At 66.6% G+C, this 17,207-nt stretch carries 14 protein-coding genes; 6 read left to right on the top strand and 8 right to left on the bottom strand.

Annotated features, from left to right (window positions below; all coding sequences use genetic code 11):
- The first annotated feature begins 26 nt into the window (after positions 1–26).
- A complete protein-coding gene (locus GJV26_RS14640; protein WP_229419303.1) occupies positions 27–542 on the top strand; it encodes a DUF1269 domain-containing protein in 516 nt (171 codons plus the stop codon).
- A 110-nt stretch (positions 543–652) separates the two neighbouring features.
- Here GJV26_RS14640 and GJV26_RS14635 read toward each other — a convergent pair whose 3' ends face one another.
- Positions 653–937, bottom strand: a complete 285-nt coding sequence (locus GJV26_RS14635; RefSeq protein WP_155709453.1) for a DUF4404 family protein — start codon at positions 935–937, stop codon at positions 653–655.
- A 162-nt stretch (positions 938–1,099) separates the two neighbouring features.
- Here GJV26_RS14635 and GJV26_RS14630 point away from each other — a divergent pair, with 162 nt between their 5' ends.
- Positions 1,100–2,791 (top strand): alkaline phosphatase D family protein, encoded by a 1,692-nt coding sequence (locus GJV26_RS14630; protein WP_155709452.1) that lies wholly within the window; start codon positions 1,100–1,102, stop codon positions 2,789–2,791.
- Positions 2,792–3,057: 266 nt separating this feature from the next.
- Here the strand turns inward: GJV26_RS14630 and GJV26_RS14625 are convergent, their stop codons facing one another.
- Positions 3,058–5,154, bottom strand: coding sequence for a M3 family metallopeptidase (locus GJV26_RS14625; RefSeq protein WP_229419598.1), 2,097 nt, complete (start codon positions 5,152–5,154; stop codon positions 3,058–3,060).
- A 30-nt stretch (positions 5,155–5,184) separates the two neighbouring features.
- Positions 5,185–7,335, bottom strand: a complete 2,151-nt coding sequence (locus tag GJV26_RS14620) for a M3 family metallopeptidase (RefSeq protein WP_229419302.1) — start codon at positions 7,333–7,335, stop codon at positions 5,185–5,187.
- A gap of 155 nt (positions 7,336–7,490) precedes the next feature.
- On the opposite strand from GJV26_RS14620, the gene GJV26_RS14615 reads away from it, so the two are divergent.
- The 3 genes from GJV26_RS14615 to GJV26_RS14605 all read left to right on the top strand — a co-directional run bounded on the left by GJV26_RS14615 (position 7,491) and on the right by GJV26_RS14605 (position 10,753).
- On the top strand, positions 7,491–8,801 hold the full coding sequence (locus tag GJV26_RS14615; protein ID WP_155709450.1) for a GMC family oxidoreductase N-terminal domain-containing protein: 1,311 nt from the start codon (positions 7,491–7,493) through the stop codon (positions 8,799–8,801).
- A 93-nt stretch (positions 8,802–8,894) separates the two neighbouring features.
- A complete protein-coding gene (locus GJV26_RS14610; RefSeq protein WP_173346209.1) occupies positions 8,895–10,130 on the top strand; it encodes a sensor histidine kinase in 1,236 nt (411 codons plus the stop codon).
- On the top strand, positions 10,127–10,753 hold the full coding sequence (locus tag GJV26_RS14605) for a response regulator (RefSeq protein ID WP_155709448.1): 627 nt from the start codon (positions 10,127–10,129) through the stop codon (positions 10,751–10,753). Before GJV26_RS14610 ends, GJV26_RS14605 begins: the two co-directional genes overlap by 4 nt.
- A 6-nt stretch (positions 10,754–10,759) precedes the next feature.
- Here the strand turns inward: GJV26_RS14605 and GJV26_RS14600 are convergent, their stop codons facing one another.
- The 3 genes from GJV26_RS14600 to GJV26_RS14590 all read right to left on the bottom strand — a co-directional run bounded on the left by GJV26_RS14600 (position 10,760) and on the right by GJV26_RS14590 (position 13,736).
- Entirely contained in the window at positions 10,760–11,311 is a 552-nt protein-coding gene (locus GJV26_RS14600) for an outer membrane beta-barrel protein (RefSeq protein ID WP_155709447.1), read from the bottom strand.
- A 143-nt stretch (positions 11,312–11,454) separates the two neighbouring features.
- Complete coding sequence (locus GJV26_RS14595) at positions 11,455–11,667, bottom strand: SlyX family protein (RefSeq protein ID WP_189441611.1); 213 nt, start codon at positions 11,665–11,667, stop codon at positions 11,455–11,457.
- Positions 11,664–13,736 carry a UvrD-helicase domain-containing protein gene (locus GJV26_RS14590; RefSeq protein ID WP_155709446.1) on the bottom strand — a complete coding sequence of 691 codons (2,073 nt, stop codon included), beginning with the start codon at positions 13,734–13,736 and terminating at the stop codon, positions 11,664–11,666. Before GJV26_RS14590 ends, GJV26_RS14595 begins: the two co-directional genes overlap by 4 nt.
- 145 nt (positions 13,737–13,881) lie before the next feature.
- Here GJV26_RS14590 and GJV26_RS14585 point away from each other — a divergent pair, with 145 nt between their 5' ends.
- The gene (locus tag GJV26_RS14585; RefSeq protein ID WP_155709445.1) at positions 13,882–14,364 is read left to right on the top strand and encodes an SRPBCC family protein; all 483 of its coding nucleotides are present in this window, start codon (positions 13,882–13,884) and stop codon (positions 14,362–14,364) included.
- 129 nt (positions 14,365–14,493) lie between these two features.
- On the opposite strand, the gene GJV26_RS14580 is transcribed toward GJV26_RS14585, so the two are convergent.
- On the bottom strand, positions 14,494–15,603 hold the full coding sequence (locus GJV26_RS14580; protein WP_155709444.1) for an HD-GYP domain-containing protein: 1,110 nt from the start codon (positions 15,601–15,603) through the stop codon (positions 14,494–14,496).
- Between the two features lie 150 nt (positions 15,604–15,753).
- Complete coding sequence (locus tag GJV26_RS14575) at positions 15,754–17,199, bottom strand: dihydrolipoyl dehydrogenase (RefSeq protein WP_155709443.1); 1,446 nt, start codon at positions 17,197–17,199, stop codon at positions 15,754–15,756.
- Between the last annotated feature and the right edge of the window lie 8 nt (positions 17,200–17,207).

The following is a 17,207-nucleotide window of genomic DNA, read 5'->3' as shown; positions in this document are numbered from 1 at the left end:
CAGTGAGGAGGAATCAGAGGAGAACAATGATGCGGCGACGACTCTACTACATGCTGCCCGACATCCCATCCGCGCGCGCGATGCTGGACGAACTCCTGCTGGCGCGCATCGAGGAGCGGCATATCCGCTTCCTGGCCCGCGAGGGCACCTTGCCGGACGATATGCCCGGCTGCAGTTTTGTGCTGAAAACCGATCTGATCCACGGTGCGCAGGTGGGCACGCTGATCGGCGGGATTGTCGGCTTCGTCGCCGGCATCATCCTCGTGCTGATGCCGCCGGAAGGATTGACGATGCGCACCGCCACGATCCTGCTGATGGCACTGGGTGGCGCGCTGTTCGGCGCCTGGGCTTCCGGCATGAACGGCAGCGCGATTCCGAATAAAAAGCTGGAACAGTTCGGGGAACGCATAGGGCGGGGGCAGGTGCTGATGATCGTCGACGTGCCCGTGCGGCGCGTGCGGGAAATCGAGGCGATGATCGCAGAACGGCATCCCGACTTCAACTTCGGCGGGGAAGAACCGCCGATGGTGGCGTTTCCTTAGAATGTTCCGAATGGCGCGGCTGCCGGTTCCGCCCGACTGTTGAAGGCGTGAACCGGGCAAGCCATATTACTTCCCGCCGTGGATTTCCATCAGAGTCCGCACCGGTTCCACTAAATTCCCATATTGCCGAGAATACGGCCCAGTTCGCGCAACGTTGGTTCGAGCGACGGATGCTTTGCCGCGAACTTTGCCGAAATTTCCTGTGTACGTTCGGCCAGGCCGTAGGTGGACGTGCCCTCTTCGCTGACGGCACCATCGGCCGCGCGCCGCTCGAGCACACGCTCGATATCGCCGTCGAGCTGGCGCAGCAGGTCCTGCAATTCCTCATCCACTGGCGCGCCGCTTGCCAAGGCGGCATGCACTTCGCGCAACGAATCCTTCAGGTTGTTGTCCATGGCATTCTTCCCCGAGTAACGATAATGCCACTTATACACCGAATCGGCCGCCGGCGGCCACGCCACTCACGGTTGAGCGGCAGCTTCCTGTGTCGATGTCATCAGAGCGTAACCTGCCCTGCTTAAGATGCGCCGTCTTTCACTTTCGGCAATGGCCCATCCATGACCCAATCGAATTCGCGTCGCAAGTTCATCCGCAACTTTTCCCTCGGCACTGTTGCCGTATCCACGATCCCGCTGACGGCCTGCGGCGGCGACGATGATCCGTCGTACGAATCGATCACCTACGCGCACGGCGTGGCCAGCGGCGACCCGCTGAGCGACCGCGTGATCCTGTGGACGCGCATCACGGCGGCATCGGGTGCGGGCGACCTGGAGGTGGGCTGGACGGTGGCCGAAGACAGCGGTTTTGCGAAGACCGTGGCTTCCGGCACCACCCGTACCGGTGCGGCCAGCGATTTCACGGTGAAGGTGGATGCGACGGGCCTGGCGGCCAACCGCGCTTATTACTATCGCTTCCGCTGCCAGGGTGTCGATTCGCCGGTGGGCCGCACGAAGACGCTGCCGACCGGCGCCGTCACGCAGGCGCGCTTTGCCGTGTTCAGCTGCTCGAACTACCCGGCCGGCTACTTCAACGTGTACGGCGACGCGGCGAAGTTCGACGACATCGACGTGGGCCTGCACCTGGGCGACTACATCTATGAATACGCGGCAGGCGGCTATGCGTCGCAAACCGCGGCCGCCCTCGGCCGCGTATCGCAGCCGGCCACCGAGATCATCACGCTGACGGACTACCGCCGCCGCTACCAGCAATACCGCACCGACCCGGACCTGCAGGCCGTGCACGCGCGCATCCCGTTCATCACCGTGTGGGACGACCATGAGCTGACCAACGACACGTGGCGCGAAGGGGCGGAAAACCACGATCCGGCCACCGAGGGCCTGTGGGCCGCGCGGCGCCAGATGGCGATCCAGGCCTATCACGAATGGATGCCGATCCGCGTGCCGGATGCGGCGAAGCCGGACCGCATCTACCGCTCGTTCGACTTCGGCAACCTGCTGTCGCTGCACATGCTCGATACGCGCGTGATCGGCCGCGACAAGCAGCTGGCCTACGCCGGCTACGTGGGCGCGGACCGCAGCTTCAACAGCGCGGCCTTCACGGCGGACGTGTCGAACCCGGCCCGCCAGCTGATGGGCGCGGAGCAGACCACCTGGCTGCAGGGCCAGATGACGAAATCCACCGCCACCTGGCAGATCCTCGGCCAGCAGGTGCTGATGGCGCGCATGCTGTTGCCTGCGCCGATGGTGCTGGGCACCGTGGGCTATCCGGCCTACTTCGCCATCGCGGCGAAGGTGCGGGCGGGCCAGGCGCTGACCGCCACGGAACAGCAGCAGCTGGCCGCCGCGCCGGTGCCGTACAACCTCGATGCATGGGACGGCTACGGCGCCGCACGCGAGACGGTGCTGAACATGGCGCGCACGCTGAACAAGAACCTGGTCGTGCTGGCCGGCGACACGCACAATGCCTGGGTCAGCGACCTGGCGGACGTCAACGGCCAGGCCGTCGGCGTGGAATTCGGCGTGCCGTCCGTCACGTCGCCGGGCTTCGAGACCTATTTCCCTACCTTCCCCCCTGCCACCGTGGCCGGGGCCCTGGAACAGCTGATCGGGCCGCTGCAGTACGCCGAAACGGCCTCGCGCGGTTTCGTGGTGCTGACCGTCACGCCGACCGAAACCCGCGCCGAGTACCGCTACGTCAGCACGATTCAGTCGAAGACGTACACGGCGTCCGTCGGCAAGGTGCTGCGCACGCTGCCGGGGTCGGCGAACAGGAAGATCGTGGCGGGCTGACCGCTGTTCTGGAGTGTTGTAAAAATTCGGGGACTGGAAGGCGCAATGGCATGCATGCCATTACCGCTTGGCAGGCGCGGAGCATGCTCCGCGAAGCTCCGGCCATGCATGGCCACATCGTTCCGCAGGCTTGGAGCATGCTCCAGGAAACCCCTGCGTCACCCCCTGCCGCGCCCCGGATGTTGTTTTACGACCAGCTCGGCTGTTGTGATGTCGAGCGGTGGAGCAAGAAAAAACCGCGCCGTGGCGCGGTTTTTTTTGGCGGATCAGTCGTTGAGGCCGCGGCGCTCCAGCAGCGGCTCGACCTTCGCGTCGCGCCCGCGGAATTCGCGGAACATCTGCATCGCGTCCATCGTGCCGCCCTTCGACAGCAGCTTCTGCCGGAACCAGTCGCCGTTCTTGCGCGACAGGCCGCCATTTTCCTTGAACCAGTCGACCGTGTCGGCATCGAGCTTCTCGGCCCACAGGTAGCCATAGTAGCCGGCCGAATAGCCGCCGGAGAACACGTGCGAGAAGTACGTGGTGCGGTAGCGCGGCGGCACCGGCGCGAAGTCGACGCCGGCTTCCTTCAATGCCTGGGCTTCGAACGCCAGCACGTCGCCCGGCACCTGGCCGGCTTTCAGCTGATGCCATTTCTGGTCGAGGATCGCGGCGGCCAGGTACTCGGTGGTGCGCTGGCCTTCGTTGAACTTCGCCGCGGCCAGTACCTTGTTCAGCAATGCCTTCGGCATCGGCGCGCCGGTCTGGTGGTGCTTCGCGTAGTTGTTCAGGATCTCCGGCCACGTGGCCCACATCTCGTTGACCTGCGACGGGAATTCGACGAAATCGCGCGGCACGCGGGTGCCCGAGAAGCGCGGGTATTGCACGTTCGAGAACATGCCGTGCAGCGCATGGCCGAATTCATGGAACGCGGTGCGCACTTCGTCGTAGGTGAGCAGCGTGGGCTCGCCATTGGCCGGCTTGGGAATGTTCAGGTGGTTGGCGATCACCGGCTGCGTGCCGAGCAATTTCGTCTGGCTGACATAGGCATTCATCCAGGCGCCGCCGCGCTTGTTGCCGCGGGCGTAGAAGTCGCCGATGAAGATCGCCAGCTGCTTGCCGTCGGCATCGTACACATCCCACACGCGCACGTCGGCCTGGTACACCGGCAAGTCCTTGCGCTCCTTGAATGTCAGCCCGAACACCTTGTTCGCGGCGAAGAACACGCCGTTCTCCAGCACGCTGTCCAGCTCGAAGTAAGGCTTCAGCTCGTTCTGGTCGAACGCATAGCGCTCCTTGCTGACCTTGTCGGCATAGAACTGCCAGTCCTGCGCGGCCAGCTGGAAGCCGTTGCTTCCCTGGCCGGCATCGATCACCTTCTGGATGTCGGCCGCTTCGCGGCGCGCGTTGCGCACCGCCGGCTGCGCGAAGTCGGCCAGCAGCGCATTGACGGCGTCCGTGTTCTTCGCCGTCTGGTCTTCCAGCTGGTAGGCGGCATGGCTGGCGTAACCCAGCAGCGCGGCGCGTTCGGCGCGCAGCTTCGCCAGTTGCAGCACCAGTTCGCGGTTGTCGAACTCGCCGCCGCGGCTGCCGCGCGCCATCGATGCGGCCAGCAGGCGCTCGCGCGTGGCCCGGTTCGTCAGCACCGACAACGGCGCCTGGCCGGTGGTGTTGACGACCGGGACCGCATACTTGCCTTCCAGGCCGCGCGCCTTCGCATCGCCGGCCGCCTTGGCGATGGCCGCGTCCGACATGCCATCGAGCTCTTCCTTCGTGTCGACGACGAGCGCGGAAGCGTTCATTTCCTTCAGCACGTTCTGGGCGAACGCCGTCTGCAATTCGGCCAGCTTCGCGTTGTATGCCTTCAGCTTGTCCTTGTCCGCCGCCGACAGCCGGGCGCCGGCGCGCACGAAGTCGGTGTGATACCGCTCCAGCAGGTAGGCCGACTCCGCGTCGAGGCCCAGCTTTGCGCGTTTGTCATACAGCGCTTTCACGCGCGCATACAGCTTCGCGTTCAGGCGTATCGCATCGCTGTGCGCGGACAGCTTCGGCGCCAGCACGCGGTCCAGTGCCTGCAGCGTGTCGTTGGTATTGGCGCCGTTCAGGCTGAAGAACACGGTCGACACGCGGTTCAGCAGGCGGCCGGAACGCTCCATCGCCACGATCGTGTTGTCGAACGTGGGCGCGGCCTTGCTGTTGGCGATCTTCGCGATCTCGGCGGCCTGTTCCTTCATGCCTTCGTCGAACGCGGGCGCGTAGTCGGCGTCGCCGATCCTGTCGAACGCGGGGTACTGCAGCGGCAGCGTGCTGGGCGCGGCGAACGGGTTCGCCGCGGGCAGCGCGGCATGGGCCACGCCGGCAAAGGCCAGGCCGGCCGCGAGCATTGTCAGTTTCAGATGTTTCAAGTGCATTCCTTACTTGGCATTCAGGCCGCGGCGTTCCAGCAGCGGTTCGATGGCGGCATCGCGGCCGCGGAAATTGCGGAACAGCTCCATCGCATCGGCGGTACCGCCGCGCGACAGCAGCGTCTTGCGGAACCAGTCGCCGTTCTTGCGCAGCAGGCCGCCGTTTTCCTTGAACCACAACACGCTTTCGGCATCGAGCTTCTCGGCCCACAGGTAGGCGTAATAGCCGGCCGAGTAACCGCCGGAGAAGCTGTGCGAGAAGTACGTGGTGCGGTAGCGCGGCGGCACCAGCGCGTAGTCGACGCCGGCTTCCTTCAGCGCGGCCGCCTCGAAGGCCAGCACGTCGGCCGGAATCGCGTCCGGCGCCAGCTGGTGCCATTTCTGGTCCAGCAGCGATGCGGCCAGGTACTCGGTGGTGGCGAAACCCTGGTTGAACTTGCGCGACGCGGTGATCTTGTCGAGCAGTTCCTTCGGCATCGGCTTGCCGGTCTGGTAATGCTTCGCGTAGTTGGCCAGCACTTCCGGCCACACGGCCCACATTTCATTGACCTGCGACGGGTATTCGACGAAGTCGCGCGGCACGCTGGTGCCGGAGAAGCGCGGGTATTTCACGTTCGAGAACATGCCGTGCAGCGCATGGCCGAATTCGTGGAACATGGTTTTTACTTCATCGAACGTCAGCAGCGTGGGCTCGCCGGCCGGCGGCTTGGGAATGCTCTGGTGGTTGCCCACCACGGATTTTTCGCCCAGCAGCGCCGACTGCGACACGTATTCGTTCATCCACGCGCCCCCCTGCTTGTTCGGGCGGGCGTACAGGTCGGCCAGGAAGATCGCCAGCGGCTTGCCGTCGGCATCGATCACGTCGAACACGCGCACGTCCGGGTCATACACGGGCAGGTCCTTGCGTTCCTGGAACGTGATGCCATACAGCTTCGTGGCGGCATGGAACACGCCGTTGACCAGCACGTTGTTCAGCTCGAAGTAGGGTTTCAGCTGTTTTTCGTCGAACGCGAAGCGCTGGGCGCGCACCTTGTCGGAATAAAAATCCCAGTCCGCCGCGGTGACGGCGCCGCCGGCCACCGCGGCCAGGTCGGCACCTTCGCGGCGCGCGTTGTCGACGGCGGGCCTGGCCAGTTCGCCCAGCAGCTTGTTCACGTTGGCCGGGTTCTTGGCCGTCTGGTTCTCCAGCGAATACGCGGCGAAGTTCTCGTAGCCCAGCAGGCGGGCCTGTTCGGCGCGCAGGCGCGCCAGTTTCCGGACCACTTCGCGGTTGTCGAACTCGCCGCCGCGGCTGCCGCGGGCCAGGGAGGCCGCCATCAGCCGCGCGCGCACCTGCGGGTTGGTCAGCTCGCCCAGCGGCGGCTGGCCGGTGGTGTTCTGAAGCGCGACCAGGAATTTGCCCTTGAAGCCTTTTTCGTTGGCCGCTGCTGCCGCGGCGTTGATTGCCGCTTCCGGCATGCCGGCCAGTTCTTCGCGCGTATCGACCACCAGCGCCGAAGCATTGATTTCCTTGAGCACGTTTTGCGTGAAGGTCGTCTGCAGCGTGGCGATCTCGCCGTTCAGGCGTTTGAGCTTTTCCTTGTCCTGCGCCGACAGCTTCGCACCGGCGCGCACGAAGTCCTCGTGATAGCGCTCCAGCAGGTATTTCGATTCGGCGTCCAGGCCCAGTTTGCCGCGCTGCGCATACAGGGTGTCCACGCGCTTGAACAGCTTCGGGTTCAGGTGGATCGCATCGCTGTGGGCGGCCAGCTTCGGCGACATTTCGCGGTCGACCGCGTCGAGCGTGTCGTTCGTGTTGGCGCCCTGCAGGTTGGAGAACGTGCTGGAGACACGGTGCAGCAGCCGGCCGCTTTTCTCCATCGCCACGATCGTGTTCTCGAACGTCGGCGCGGCGCGGTCATTGGCGATGCGGTCGATTTCCTGCAATTGTCCGGCCATGCCGGCCGCGAACGCGGGCAGGAAATGCTCGTTGCGGATCTGGTCGAACAGTGGATACTGCAGCGGCAGCGGGCTGGGCTTGAGCAGGGGATTCATCGTGGTCGCCTGGGCGGAAGCGGTGGTGGCCTGTGCGGTGGGCGTGGCGGCGGATGCCGCGTGCGCCGCCGGGATGAAGGCCAGCGCCAGGCTGGCCGTGAGAACGAGCATTCGTGGTGGGGTCATATCGTCTTTCGATCAACCAGTCGCAGCCGCCGAGATCGTCGCCGGCTCCGTTTTACGGGACGCCTGCCCGGTGGCAAGCATGAATGCAAGATAATAACAGGGGTGTTTCAGCAATGCATCCCGGTCATTCCCGGCGCGAGGTGTACGATGGCGCCATGTCTTTCTTCCGTTCCCATTACGGTGCGATCGTCGTCGGCAGCGGCCCCGGCGGCGCCAGTGTGGCCCGCACGCTGGCCGCGGCCGGCGCGCGCGTGCTGATCCTCGAACGCGGCGGTGCCGCGCCGCTGGCGGGTACGCTGACGCAGATGGCGGCGATGGCGGCGATACCCGGCAAGGGCGCGTTCTTTCACCGCGATGCTTCGCTGCTGGTGCGCGGCATCACCGCCGGCGGCAGTTCCACCGTCAACTTCGCCACGGCGGCCGCACCGCCGGCGGCGCTGTTCGCGCGCCTGGGCATCGACCTGGCCGGCGACGAACAGGCCTTGCGCGCCGAGCTGCCGCTCGGCCCCCTGCCCGACAGCCTGGTGGGGCCGATGGCGCAACGCATCATGGCGGCGGCGCAGGACCTGGGCCTGGGCTGGCGCAAGCTGGACAAGATGATCCGCCCCGCCATCTGCCGCACCGGCTGCTGGCGCTGCATGTACGGCTGCCCGTTCGGCGCCAAGTGGACCGCGCGCGATTTCCTGGACGATGCCTGCCGCCATGGTGCGCAACTGGTGCCCGATGCGCGCGTGGAACAAGTGATCGTGGAGCAGGGCCGCGCGGCGGGTGTCGCTGTCACGGCCGCCGGCGCGGTGCACATGGTGCGCGCACCGGTCGTGGTGCTGGCGGCGGGCGGCATTGGCAGCCCGCGCCTGTTGCACAGCTCCGGGCTGGCGCCGGCGGCGGTACCGTTTTTCAGCGATCCGGTGGTGGCGGTGATGGGCAGTGTCGACGATCTCGACGGCGGTGCCGAGGTGCCGATGGCGGCCGGCCTGGCGCTGCCGGATGAAGGGATATCGTTCGCCGACCTCACCTTGCCGCGGCCGATGTACGGCGCGTTCGCCGCGCAGGTGGGCCGCTTCGACCGGCTGGCCGCCCATGCGCGCACGCTGTCGGTCATGGTGAAGATCGCCGACGAGGCCGGGGGCGCCGTGGGCCCGCGCTGGGCCGACAAGACGCTGACGGAAGCGGACAAGGCGAAATTCGGCCGCGGCGTGGCGGTCGCGCGCGACGTCCTGCGCCTGGCCGGCGCCCGGCACGTGTTCGCCAGCCATCACTTTGCCGCCCACCCGGGCGGCACGGCGCCGATCGGTGAAGTGGTGGATGCCGATCTCGCAACCGCCACGCCGGGGCTTTACGTGTGCGACGCCGCCGTGCTGCCGGCGCCGTGGGGCCTGCCGCCCACGCTGACACTGCTGTGCCTGGGCCGGCGGCTGGGGCGGCACCTGGCCGGCGCGGTGCCGGCCGCCCGAAGCGCTGCATGATGGAAGCCGGAAGCACCTGAGAGCACCTGCGACGCGATTGCCACCGCCCCGCGTTTGCACTCTACAATGCGCTTTTCGATTGCCGATTCGACAATGCGCCAATTCCCCGCCGGCCTGAAGCTGCCTCAACTGCCCCCCTGGGCGATCGCCATGGCCGGGCCGCTGATGTTCGGGGCGCTCGACGTGGCCGCCGTGATGACGGAGGGCGTGGGCCGCGTGGAACTGCATAATCCGATCGGCTTGTTCGCCTACCGGATCGCCGGGCTGCTTGCCGAAAAGGGTGCGGTGGCCCCACTTGCCTTCGTCCTGTACGCGGCTGCAAAGATAGCGGTGGTCGGCCTGTGCGCCGCGCTGGCATATGGCGCCTGCACCACCGCCGCGCCACGCCGGCGCCATCTGCTGCTGGCCGGCCAGCTGGCCTGCGCGCTGGCCATGGATTCGCTGGTGTTCCACCTGCTCGTCGCGGCGCAGCTGGCGATGCTGCTGCCGATCCGCACCGGGCTGAAATGGCTGGTCGCACAATACCTGCTGGGTGTCGTGACGGATGGCGCGCTGATCGCCACGGCGTCCAGCGGAATGCAGCATGACCTGCGCTGGTCGATGCTGGCCTACCTGTCCCTGGAACGCACGCTGATCGGTGCCGCCTTCTACCTGGCCCGCCTGGTACTGCGCGAACGCCTGTCGCGCGTGGCCCTGGCCGCCGCCCACGCGCAGGTACTGGCCACCCAGACCCTGCTCGGCGAAACGGTGCGGGGTGCGGAGCGGATGCGCATCGCGCGCGACCTGCACGATACGCTGGGACACCACCTGACGGCGCTGAACCTGCACCTCGATCTCGCGCTGCGCCAGGCCGGCGGTGCCGCCCCGGCGGCACTCGGTACCGCGCACGGACTGGGGAAGGACCTGCTGGCGCAGGTGCGCGGCGTGGTCACCCACGCGCGCCAGGACCGCGCCATCGACCTGGCCGAAGCCCTGCGCGTGCTGTGCGCCGGCTTGCCGGCGCTGCGCACCGAGCTCAATATCGATGACCAGGCGGCGCGCCATCCGCCGCACGTGGCGCACACGCTGTTCTGCTGCATCCAGGAAGCGGTGACGAACACGCTGCGCCATGCGCAGGCAACGCGGCTGACGATCCACCTTGAAACCAGCGCCGGCATGACAGTTGCACGCGTGGTGGACAATGGCCGCGGCGTGCCGGAAATCGTCGAAGGCAACGGCCTGCGCGGCATGCGCGAGCGGTTGACGGACATGGGCGGCGACCTGCATGTCGCCGCCGGCGCCCCGGGCGGGCTGGCCCTGGAAATGCGCCTGCCGGGGAGCGCGGCATGATCCGCGTGGCGCTGGTCGACGACCAGACGCTGGTGCGCAGCGGTATCCGCGGCCTGCTGGACCTGACGGACGATATCCGCGTGGTGGCCGAGGCGGCCGATGGCATCGAGGCCGGCCGCATGCTGGCCCGGACGGCGGTGGACGTGTTGCTGCTCGACGTGCGCATGCCCGGCCGCGGCGGTGTGGAGCTGCTGCGCGAGACCGCGGCGCTGCCGCCGACCATCATGCTGACCACGTTCGATGACGACGATGCGCTGTTCGACGCGATGCGCGCGGGCGCACGCGGCTTCCTGCTGAAGGATATATCGCTGGAGCGGCTGGCCGACGGCATCCGTGCCGTGAAGGCGGGCGAGACGCTGTTCCGCCCGGCGCTGACCGAGCGCACGCGCGCATCGTTCCGCCGCAGCGCCGGGCCCGCGGCGGCGGCCCCGGCATCCCTGACCGCGCGGGAAACGGAAGTGCTGGCATTGATGGCCGGCGGCCTCGGCAACGCCGAGATCGCCGGCAACCTGGGGTGCGGCGAAGGCACCGTGAAGAATCACGTGTCGAGCATTCTCGCCAAGCTGGGGGTACGCGACCGGGTGCGCGCCGTGCTGCGCGGCATCGAGCTGGAACTGATCTGAGCCCGCTCAGAAATCGAAGCGTGCACCCAGCTGCAGCACGTTGTGCCGCATGCGCGCCTTCGGCGTTTCGATCTTGCCGTAGGAGGCCAGCTCGGCCACGGCGGCGACCCGCGGCGTGAAGCGGTATTCGATGCCGGCGGTGCCCATGGGCCGGAAGTTGTGCGCCTTTTCCTCGCGGTCGCCGGGCGTTTCCAGCACCAGGAAATTGCGGGCGACGCCGCCCTTCAGGTACCACGCCAGCTTGTCGTTGATCGCGAAGGTGGCCTTGCCGGCCAGGTACAGCGCGCCGGACCGGGCCGACGTTTCACCGCCGGTGGTGGCGTAATCGGCGTCCGACAGCCGTGCGAAGCCTGCCTCCAGCGCCAGCATGTCGGTGAACCTGTAGCCGCCGTAGACGGTAACCGGCACGGCGCGGCCGGTGGGTTCCAGCACGGTGCCCGCAGCTTCGCGCCACTGCTGCGTGCCGCGCTTGCCGAGCGAGATGCCGGCGTAGGATTGGGCAAAGACGGAATTAGCGCAAAGCATGGAGACCAGCGCAACGAGTATCGAACGTTTCATGTTGTCCTTTCACTGGCGTGCCGCCGGACTGCCCGGCCGCATCGCTGCGCCAGTGTAGGAAACAGGGTTCGATACCGCATGTGCCGTTCGTCATGGTTCGCGACCATGACGAACGGCACTGGTGCGCGGTCATGACGTCCGGATCAGTAGTGCGGCGGCCGTTCGTTGAGCGGCGCCTGCGTGGTGTCGCGCGTGCGCATGTGCTCGATCAGCCGGGCCACCATGCCTTCCAGCCCGTCGATCTGTTTCTGCTGCTCGTAGATGCGCGCGTTCAGCGATTCCACCAGGTCTTCCTGGTGGGCCAGCTTGATTTCGATGTCGACGAAGCGCGCTTCGTTCTGCTCTTCCGGGTTCACGTAATTTCCTTTGGTTTCGAGGTGGCCAGCAGTTCCTTCATGCGGGCCAGGCGTTCGCGCGGCGAGATCACTTCGGTTTCCTTCGGCACGGCGTCGCCCACGTCCAGCTGCATCTCGGCGATGAAGCGCGAAACGTCGCAGTGTACCTGCTCGCCGGCGCGCTTGCGCTTCTTGCACCATGTGAGCTGCAGCGTGCGCTGCGCCCGCGTGATGCCCACGTACATCAGCCGGCGTTCCTCCTCGATGCGCTGGGCCAGCGTTTCCACCGGCGCATCCGGATCGCCCTTGTGCGGCAGGATGCCCTCTTCCACGCCGACCAGGAACACGTGCGGGTATTCCAGGCCCTTCGATGCGTGCAGGGTGGACATGCGGATCGCATCGGGATTTTCATCCTTCCCTTCCAGCATCGACATCAGCGCCACCATCTGCGTCAGTTCCAGTACGTTCTTTTCCTCGCCATCGCCGTCCTTGCCGCCGCGGCCGCGTTCCTTGAGCCAGCTGACGAAGTCCAGCACGTTCTGCCACTTGCCCTGCGCGGCGCGCTCCTCGAGCGTGTCGTACAGGTAGTGCTCGTAATGGATCGCTTCCATCATGTCGTCCAGCACCTGCGCGGCGTTGTCGCCGCTGCCGGCCTGGCCGGGCCGGCTGGCGCGCGCTTCCAGGTCGTTGATGAAATTGCAGAAGTCGCGCAGGGGCTGCAGCTGGCGGTCGGTCAGCTTGGCTTCGATGCCGCCCTTGTACACGGCCTCGAACAGCGAGCATTGCCACTGGCCCGAGAAGGCGCCCAGCACTTCCAGCGTGGACTGGCCGATGCCGCGGCGCGGCGTGGTCACGGCGCGGATGAAGGCGGGATCGTCGTCCTGGTTGGCCAGCAGGCGCAGGTAGGCGATGATGTCCTTGATCTCGGCCTTGTCGAAGAAGCTCTGGCCGCCCGAGATCGTGTACGGGATGCGCTGGTTGCGCAATGACTGCTCGATGATGCGGGCCTGGTGGTTGCCACGGTACAGGATCGCGTAATCCGACCACTTGTTCTTGCGCTCGAAGTGGTCTGCCGAGATCATGATCGCCACCTGGTCCGCCTCCCCCTCCTCGGTGGGCATCGCGTGCACCTTGATCGGCTCGCCCAGCCCGTGCTCGGACCACAGCGACTTTTCGAACAGCTTCGGGTTGTTCGAGATGACGGCATTGGCCGCCTGCAGGATGCGGGTGGTGGAGCGGTAGTTCTGCTCCAGCTTGATCAGCCGCAGGTCCGGGAAATCGACCTGCAGGTTGGACAGGTTTTCGATGGTGGCGCCGCGCCACGCGTAGATGGCCTGGTCGTCGTCGCCCACGGCGGTGAACATGGGCTTCTTGCCGATGCCGGTGACCAGCAGCTTGAGCAGCTCGTACTGGCAGGTATTGGTGTCCTGGTACTCGTCGACCAGCAGGTAGCGCAGGCGGCGCTGCCACTTGTCGCGCACGGGTCCGTTGTCGCGGAACAGTTCCACCGGCAACCGGATCAGGTCGTCGAAATCGACCGCCTGGTAGGCCGACAGCGTGCCCACGTAGCTGGCGTAGATGCGCGCCGACTGCGCCTCGTCCTCGTCCTTGGCGTTGCGCAGCGCGAGTTCCGGTATCACCAGGCCGTTCTTCCACAGCGAAATGTCGTTCTGGATGCGGCGGATCAGGTTCTTGTCGGTGGTGAGCGCCAGGTCCTGCACCAGCGAGTAGCAATCGTCGCTGTCCATGATGGAAAAGCGGTCCTTCAGCCCCAGGTGGTTCGCCTCCTGCCGCAGGATCTTCACGCCCAGCGAGTGGAACGTGGAGATGGTGATCTGCTTGGCCTGGCGCGGCTGTTTCAGCAGCTTGGCCACCCGCTCCTGCATCTCCAGCGCGGCCTTGTTGGTGAACGTGAGCGCGGCGATGGTGCGGGGATCGTAGCCCCGCTCCTCGATCATGTAGGTGATTTTCTGCGTGATGACGCGCGTCTTGCCCGAGCCGGCACCGGCCAGCACGAGGGCTGGACCGTCGAGATACAGCACAGCTTCGCTTTGCGGCCCATTCAGGCCGAATCGGGGGGCGTTGGACATGTTGGAGAATAGAAAAGCAGGAGAAAGCGGGGGGTGCGGCAGGCAGAGCCCGCCACGCAGTCTGCCATTGTACCGCCTCGGCCATTGATATTTCCGGTGCGGGAGGAATATAGTGGCATTCGGCTCACGACACTTTTTGCCAACCATGAAATTCGAACATCTGATTGAAATCAACGATCCGCTGAACCCGCTGATCGATACCCTCACCCACGAGCAGCTGTGGCGCGGCCTCGTGCTGCGTGCCGAATCGCCCAAGCTGTTCGTGCCGCACCTGGACGAAGTGCGCATCGGCGCGCGCACCGACAAGGGTTTCCGGCGCACGCAGCGCTACGGCGAACTGGTGATCGAGGATACCGTGGTGCTGGAATACCCCCACGTCATCCGCTATGAAGTGGCCGCGCAGGGCGAGATCAGCAAGTCGAGCCTGACGATGACGATCGAAACGCATGGCACCGACCACCTGTTCGTGCGCTTCGAGTACGAGGATGCCCACAACGCCCGCGAAGACGCGGAAAACGCGATGTACGACGATTTTCGCCGCTCGGCCTACAAGGAATCGGATATCGACACGATCCGCGTGCTGCGCGAGCTGGCCGAGCAGGGCCGCCTGGATGCGACGCTGAACTGAAGCGGCATGGAGGACCGGCTGCCATATCGGCCGAAAACGCCAGGCACGGGCCTGGCTGGTCTTCGACAGCGCCGGGCAGTCTTCAACGCGCTGCTGATCTTGCCGGACAGGTGAACAACGCGACCGGATTCACGGCAGCGCCGCCCTGCCCCATACCTGTTCCATCCGGATCCGGGTCTCGACCTGGCCGGCGCCCAGCACATCGCGGATCGCCGACAGGTCGCTGCGCGTGTCGCGCAGCAGGAATACATCGAGTGGCGCACCGCGCGGGCCGATGAACGATTGCACGTAGGGCGTCGTCGAGTTCAGCCCCTTGCGCGATACCACGCCCACTTCGCCATTGAGCAGCCGCACGAAGGTGCCGACCGGGTACACCCCCAGTTCGCGGATCAGCACGGCGCCCAGTTGCGCATCCAGCGCATGCCGCGCATCGAGCAGGATGTCGCGCAGCGCCGCGTTCGGCAGCATCGGCTTGCGGAAGGGGCGGTCCGACACGCGGGCGCAGTAGCGGTCGGCCAGCGCGATCAGCTTGGCCGGCAATGCGATCGCATCGCCCACCAGCGCGCGCGGGTAGCCGCTGCCGTCTTCGTTTTCATGGTGGGACAGCACGCAGTCGAGCCATACCGGATCGGTGACGCCGGCCTGGCGCAGCAGCGCCGCGCCGCGTTCCGGGTGGGCGCGGACCAGCGCCATTTCCTCGCCGGACAAACCGGGATGCGCATCCTGCAGGCGCAGCATGGCGACGTTCATCGTCAGCGCCGCCAGCGTCATCGACAACGTTTCCGCTTCCGGCCGCTTGACCGCGCGGGCGAGGATCTGCGCCACCACGGCGGTGTCGATGCAGTGCCGCACCGCGTAGGCGGCAACACGCTGGTTGTGGAGGATGCAGGCGGCGGCGATTTCCGGGTCGATCGCCACGGCTTGCGCGACCAGCAGCGCCACCTGTTCCAGCTCGGCCTGCACGCTGCCGCCCCCGGCTGCGATACGGTGCAGCAGCGGACCCAGCTCGGCCACCGCGTGGTTCAGCAGGCGCAGTACCGACGGCGGCTCGGCGGCGGACATTCCCGCCGCCGGCATCTGGTCGTCGATGAAGCCGCGCTCCGCGAGGCTGTCGACCTGCACGTCGGAAGACGGCAGGAATCCCCTGCGCACGAGCAGCGCGCCGTTTTCGCCAAACACGTCCCACGCGAGCGTTTCGCCAACGCGGACGTCGCTCCTGGTCAATCGCCGTTTCGTCATGATGCCCCCAATTTATTGCCTGCAGGTATGAATCTATAGAGATCCACCTTCGTGCTTTTGCTTTATATCAACAGTCTATAGCAAGAAGGAAATGCGTCCGCAGTGTTTTTGGGGGAAATCAAGCCAGGTTGTCGTTTAGTACATCTCCGCTTACGTTCCCGGCGTGCAGTCGGGACACGGCTGGCGCGGCTCCGGTGGTGGATGCTTCAATGCCTCGGCCAGGTCGCGCAACGCGGTGCGCACGCCCTCCTCCACCACCGGATGATAGAACGGCATGTCGAGCATCGCGGCGACAGTGAGTCCCGCCTGCACGGCCCAGGCCAGCAGGTGGCCGATATGCTCGGCGCGCGGCCCGGCCATTTCGGCGCCCAGGAAACGGCCGCTGCCGTATTCGCCGTACACGCGCAATGTGCCCTTGTTCTGCAGCATGACCCGGCTGCGGCCCTGGTTCGCGAACGATACGGTACCCACCGCGAAGCCCCCGTGATGGCTCTGGCACAGCGTGCGCCAGCCGGCGCCGGCGGTGGCGATCTGCGGCTCGGTAAAGGCGATCGCCAGCGGCGTGCGGCGCAGGCCGGGCTGCACGTCCGGATACCATGCGGCATTGTGGCCGGCGATCCTGCCCTGGTCGGCCGCTTCCGGCAGCAATGGCAATTCGTCGTTGGCGTCGCCGGCGATGAAGATCGGACTGGTACCGCATTGCATCGTGGTGCGGTCGTACAGCGGTATGCCGCGGCGATCGCGCTCGATACCGGCCAGGTCCAGCCGCAGCGCCTGCACGTTCGGCGCGCGGCCGATCGCCACCAGCACGTGCTCGTAATGTTCCTGGCGCTCGTCGCCGGCGGCATTGCGCGTGGTCAACGCCAGTTGTTCGCCATCCGGCTGCACGGATACCACCTGGGTCTGGAAGCGCACGTCGAGTTCTTCCTGCAGCACGGCGGCCGCATCGGCCAGCACGGCCGGATCGCTCAGCTGCGCGATGCTGTTGCCGCGCGCATACAGCGCCACGCGCACGCCGAGCCGGTGCAGCGCCTGCCCCAGCTCCAGGCCGATCACGCCGGTACCGATGACGGCCACCGACTTCGGCAGGTCGGTCCATTCGAACACGGCGTCGCTGTGGATCACGCGCGGCCCCGCCCGCGCCCATTCCTCGGGCACGACCGGCACGGAACCGGTGGCGATGACGATGCGCTCGGCCTGCACCTCGGTGTGCTCGTCCACCACCAGGCGACCGGGCGCCGCGAAGCGGGCATAACCGCGGAGCTTGTCGGCGGCCGGCAACCCCTCCACATTCTCGACGACGAAGCCGGCAAACCGGTCGCGCTCGCGGCGCACCCGGTCCATCACCGCCGGCCCGTCGATCCGCGCGGCGCCGGGGTGCACGCCGAAGGCCGGCGCGGTGTGCAGCGCGTGCGCGGCCTCGGCCGCGGAAATGAGCAGCTTGCTGGGCATGCAGCCCACGCGGGCGCATGTGGTGCCGTAGGGCCCGCCTTCGATCAGTACCGCGTGCTTGCCGGCCGCGCGCGCCGCGCGGTAGGCCGACAGGCCGGCGGTACCGGCCCCGATGATCGCTACGTCGCAACGAATATGCTTCATTGGTTCCT

This window comes from Pseudoduganella dura, from assembly GCF_009727155.1.
Classification (GTDB): domain Bacteria; phylum Pseudomonadota; class Gammaproteobacteria; order Burkholderiales; family Burkholderiaceae_D; genus Rugamonas; species Rugamonas dura.
The sequence above is the reverse complement of the archived record's forward strand: the minus strand, read 5'-3'. Positions and strand labels throughout refer to the sequence as shown.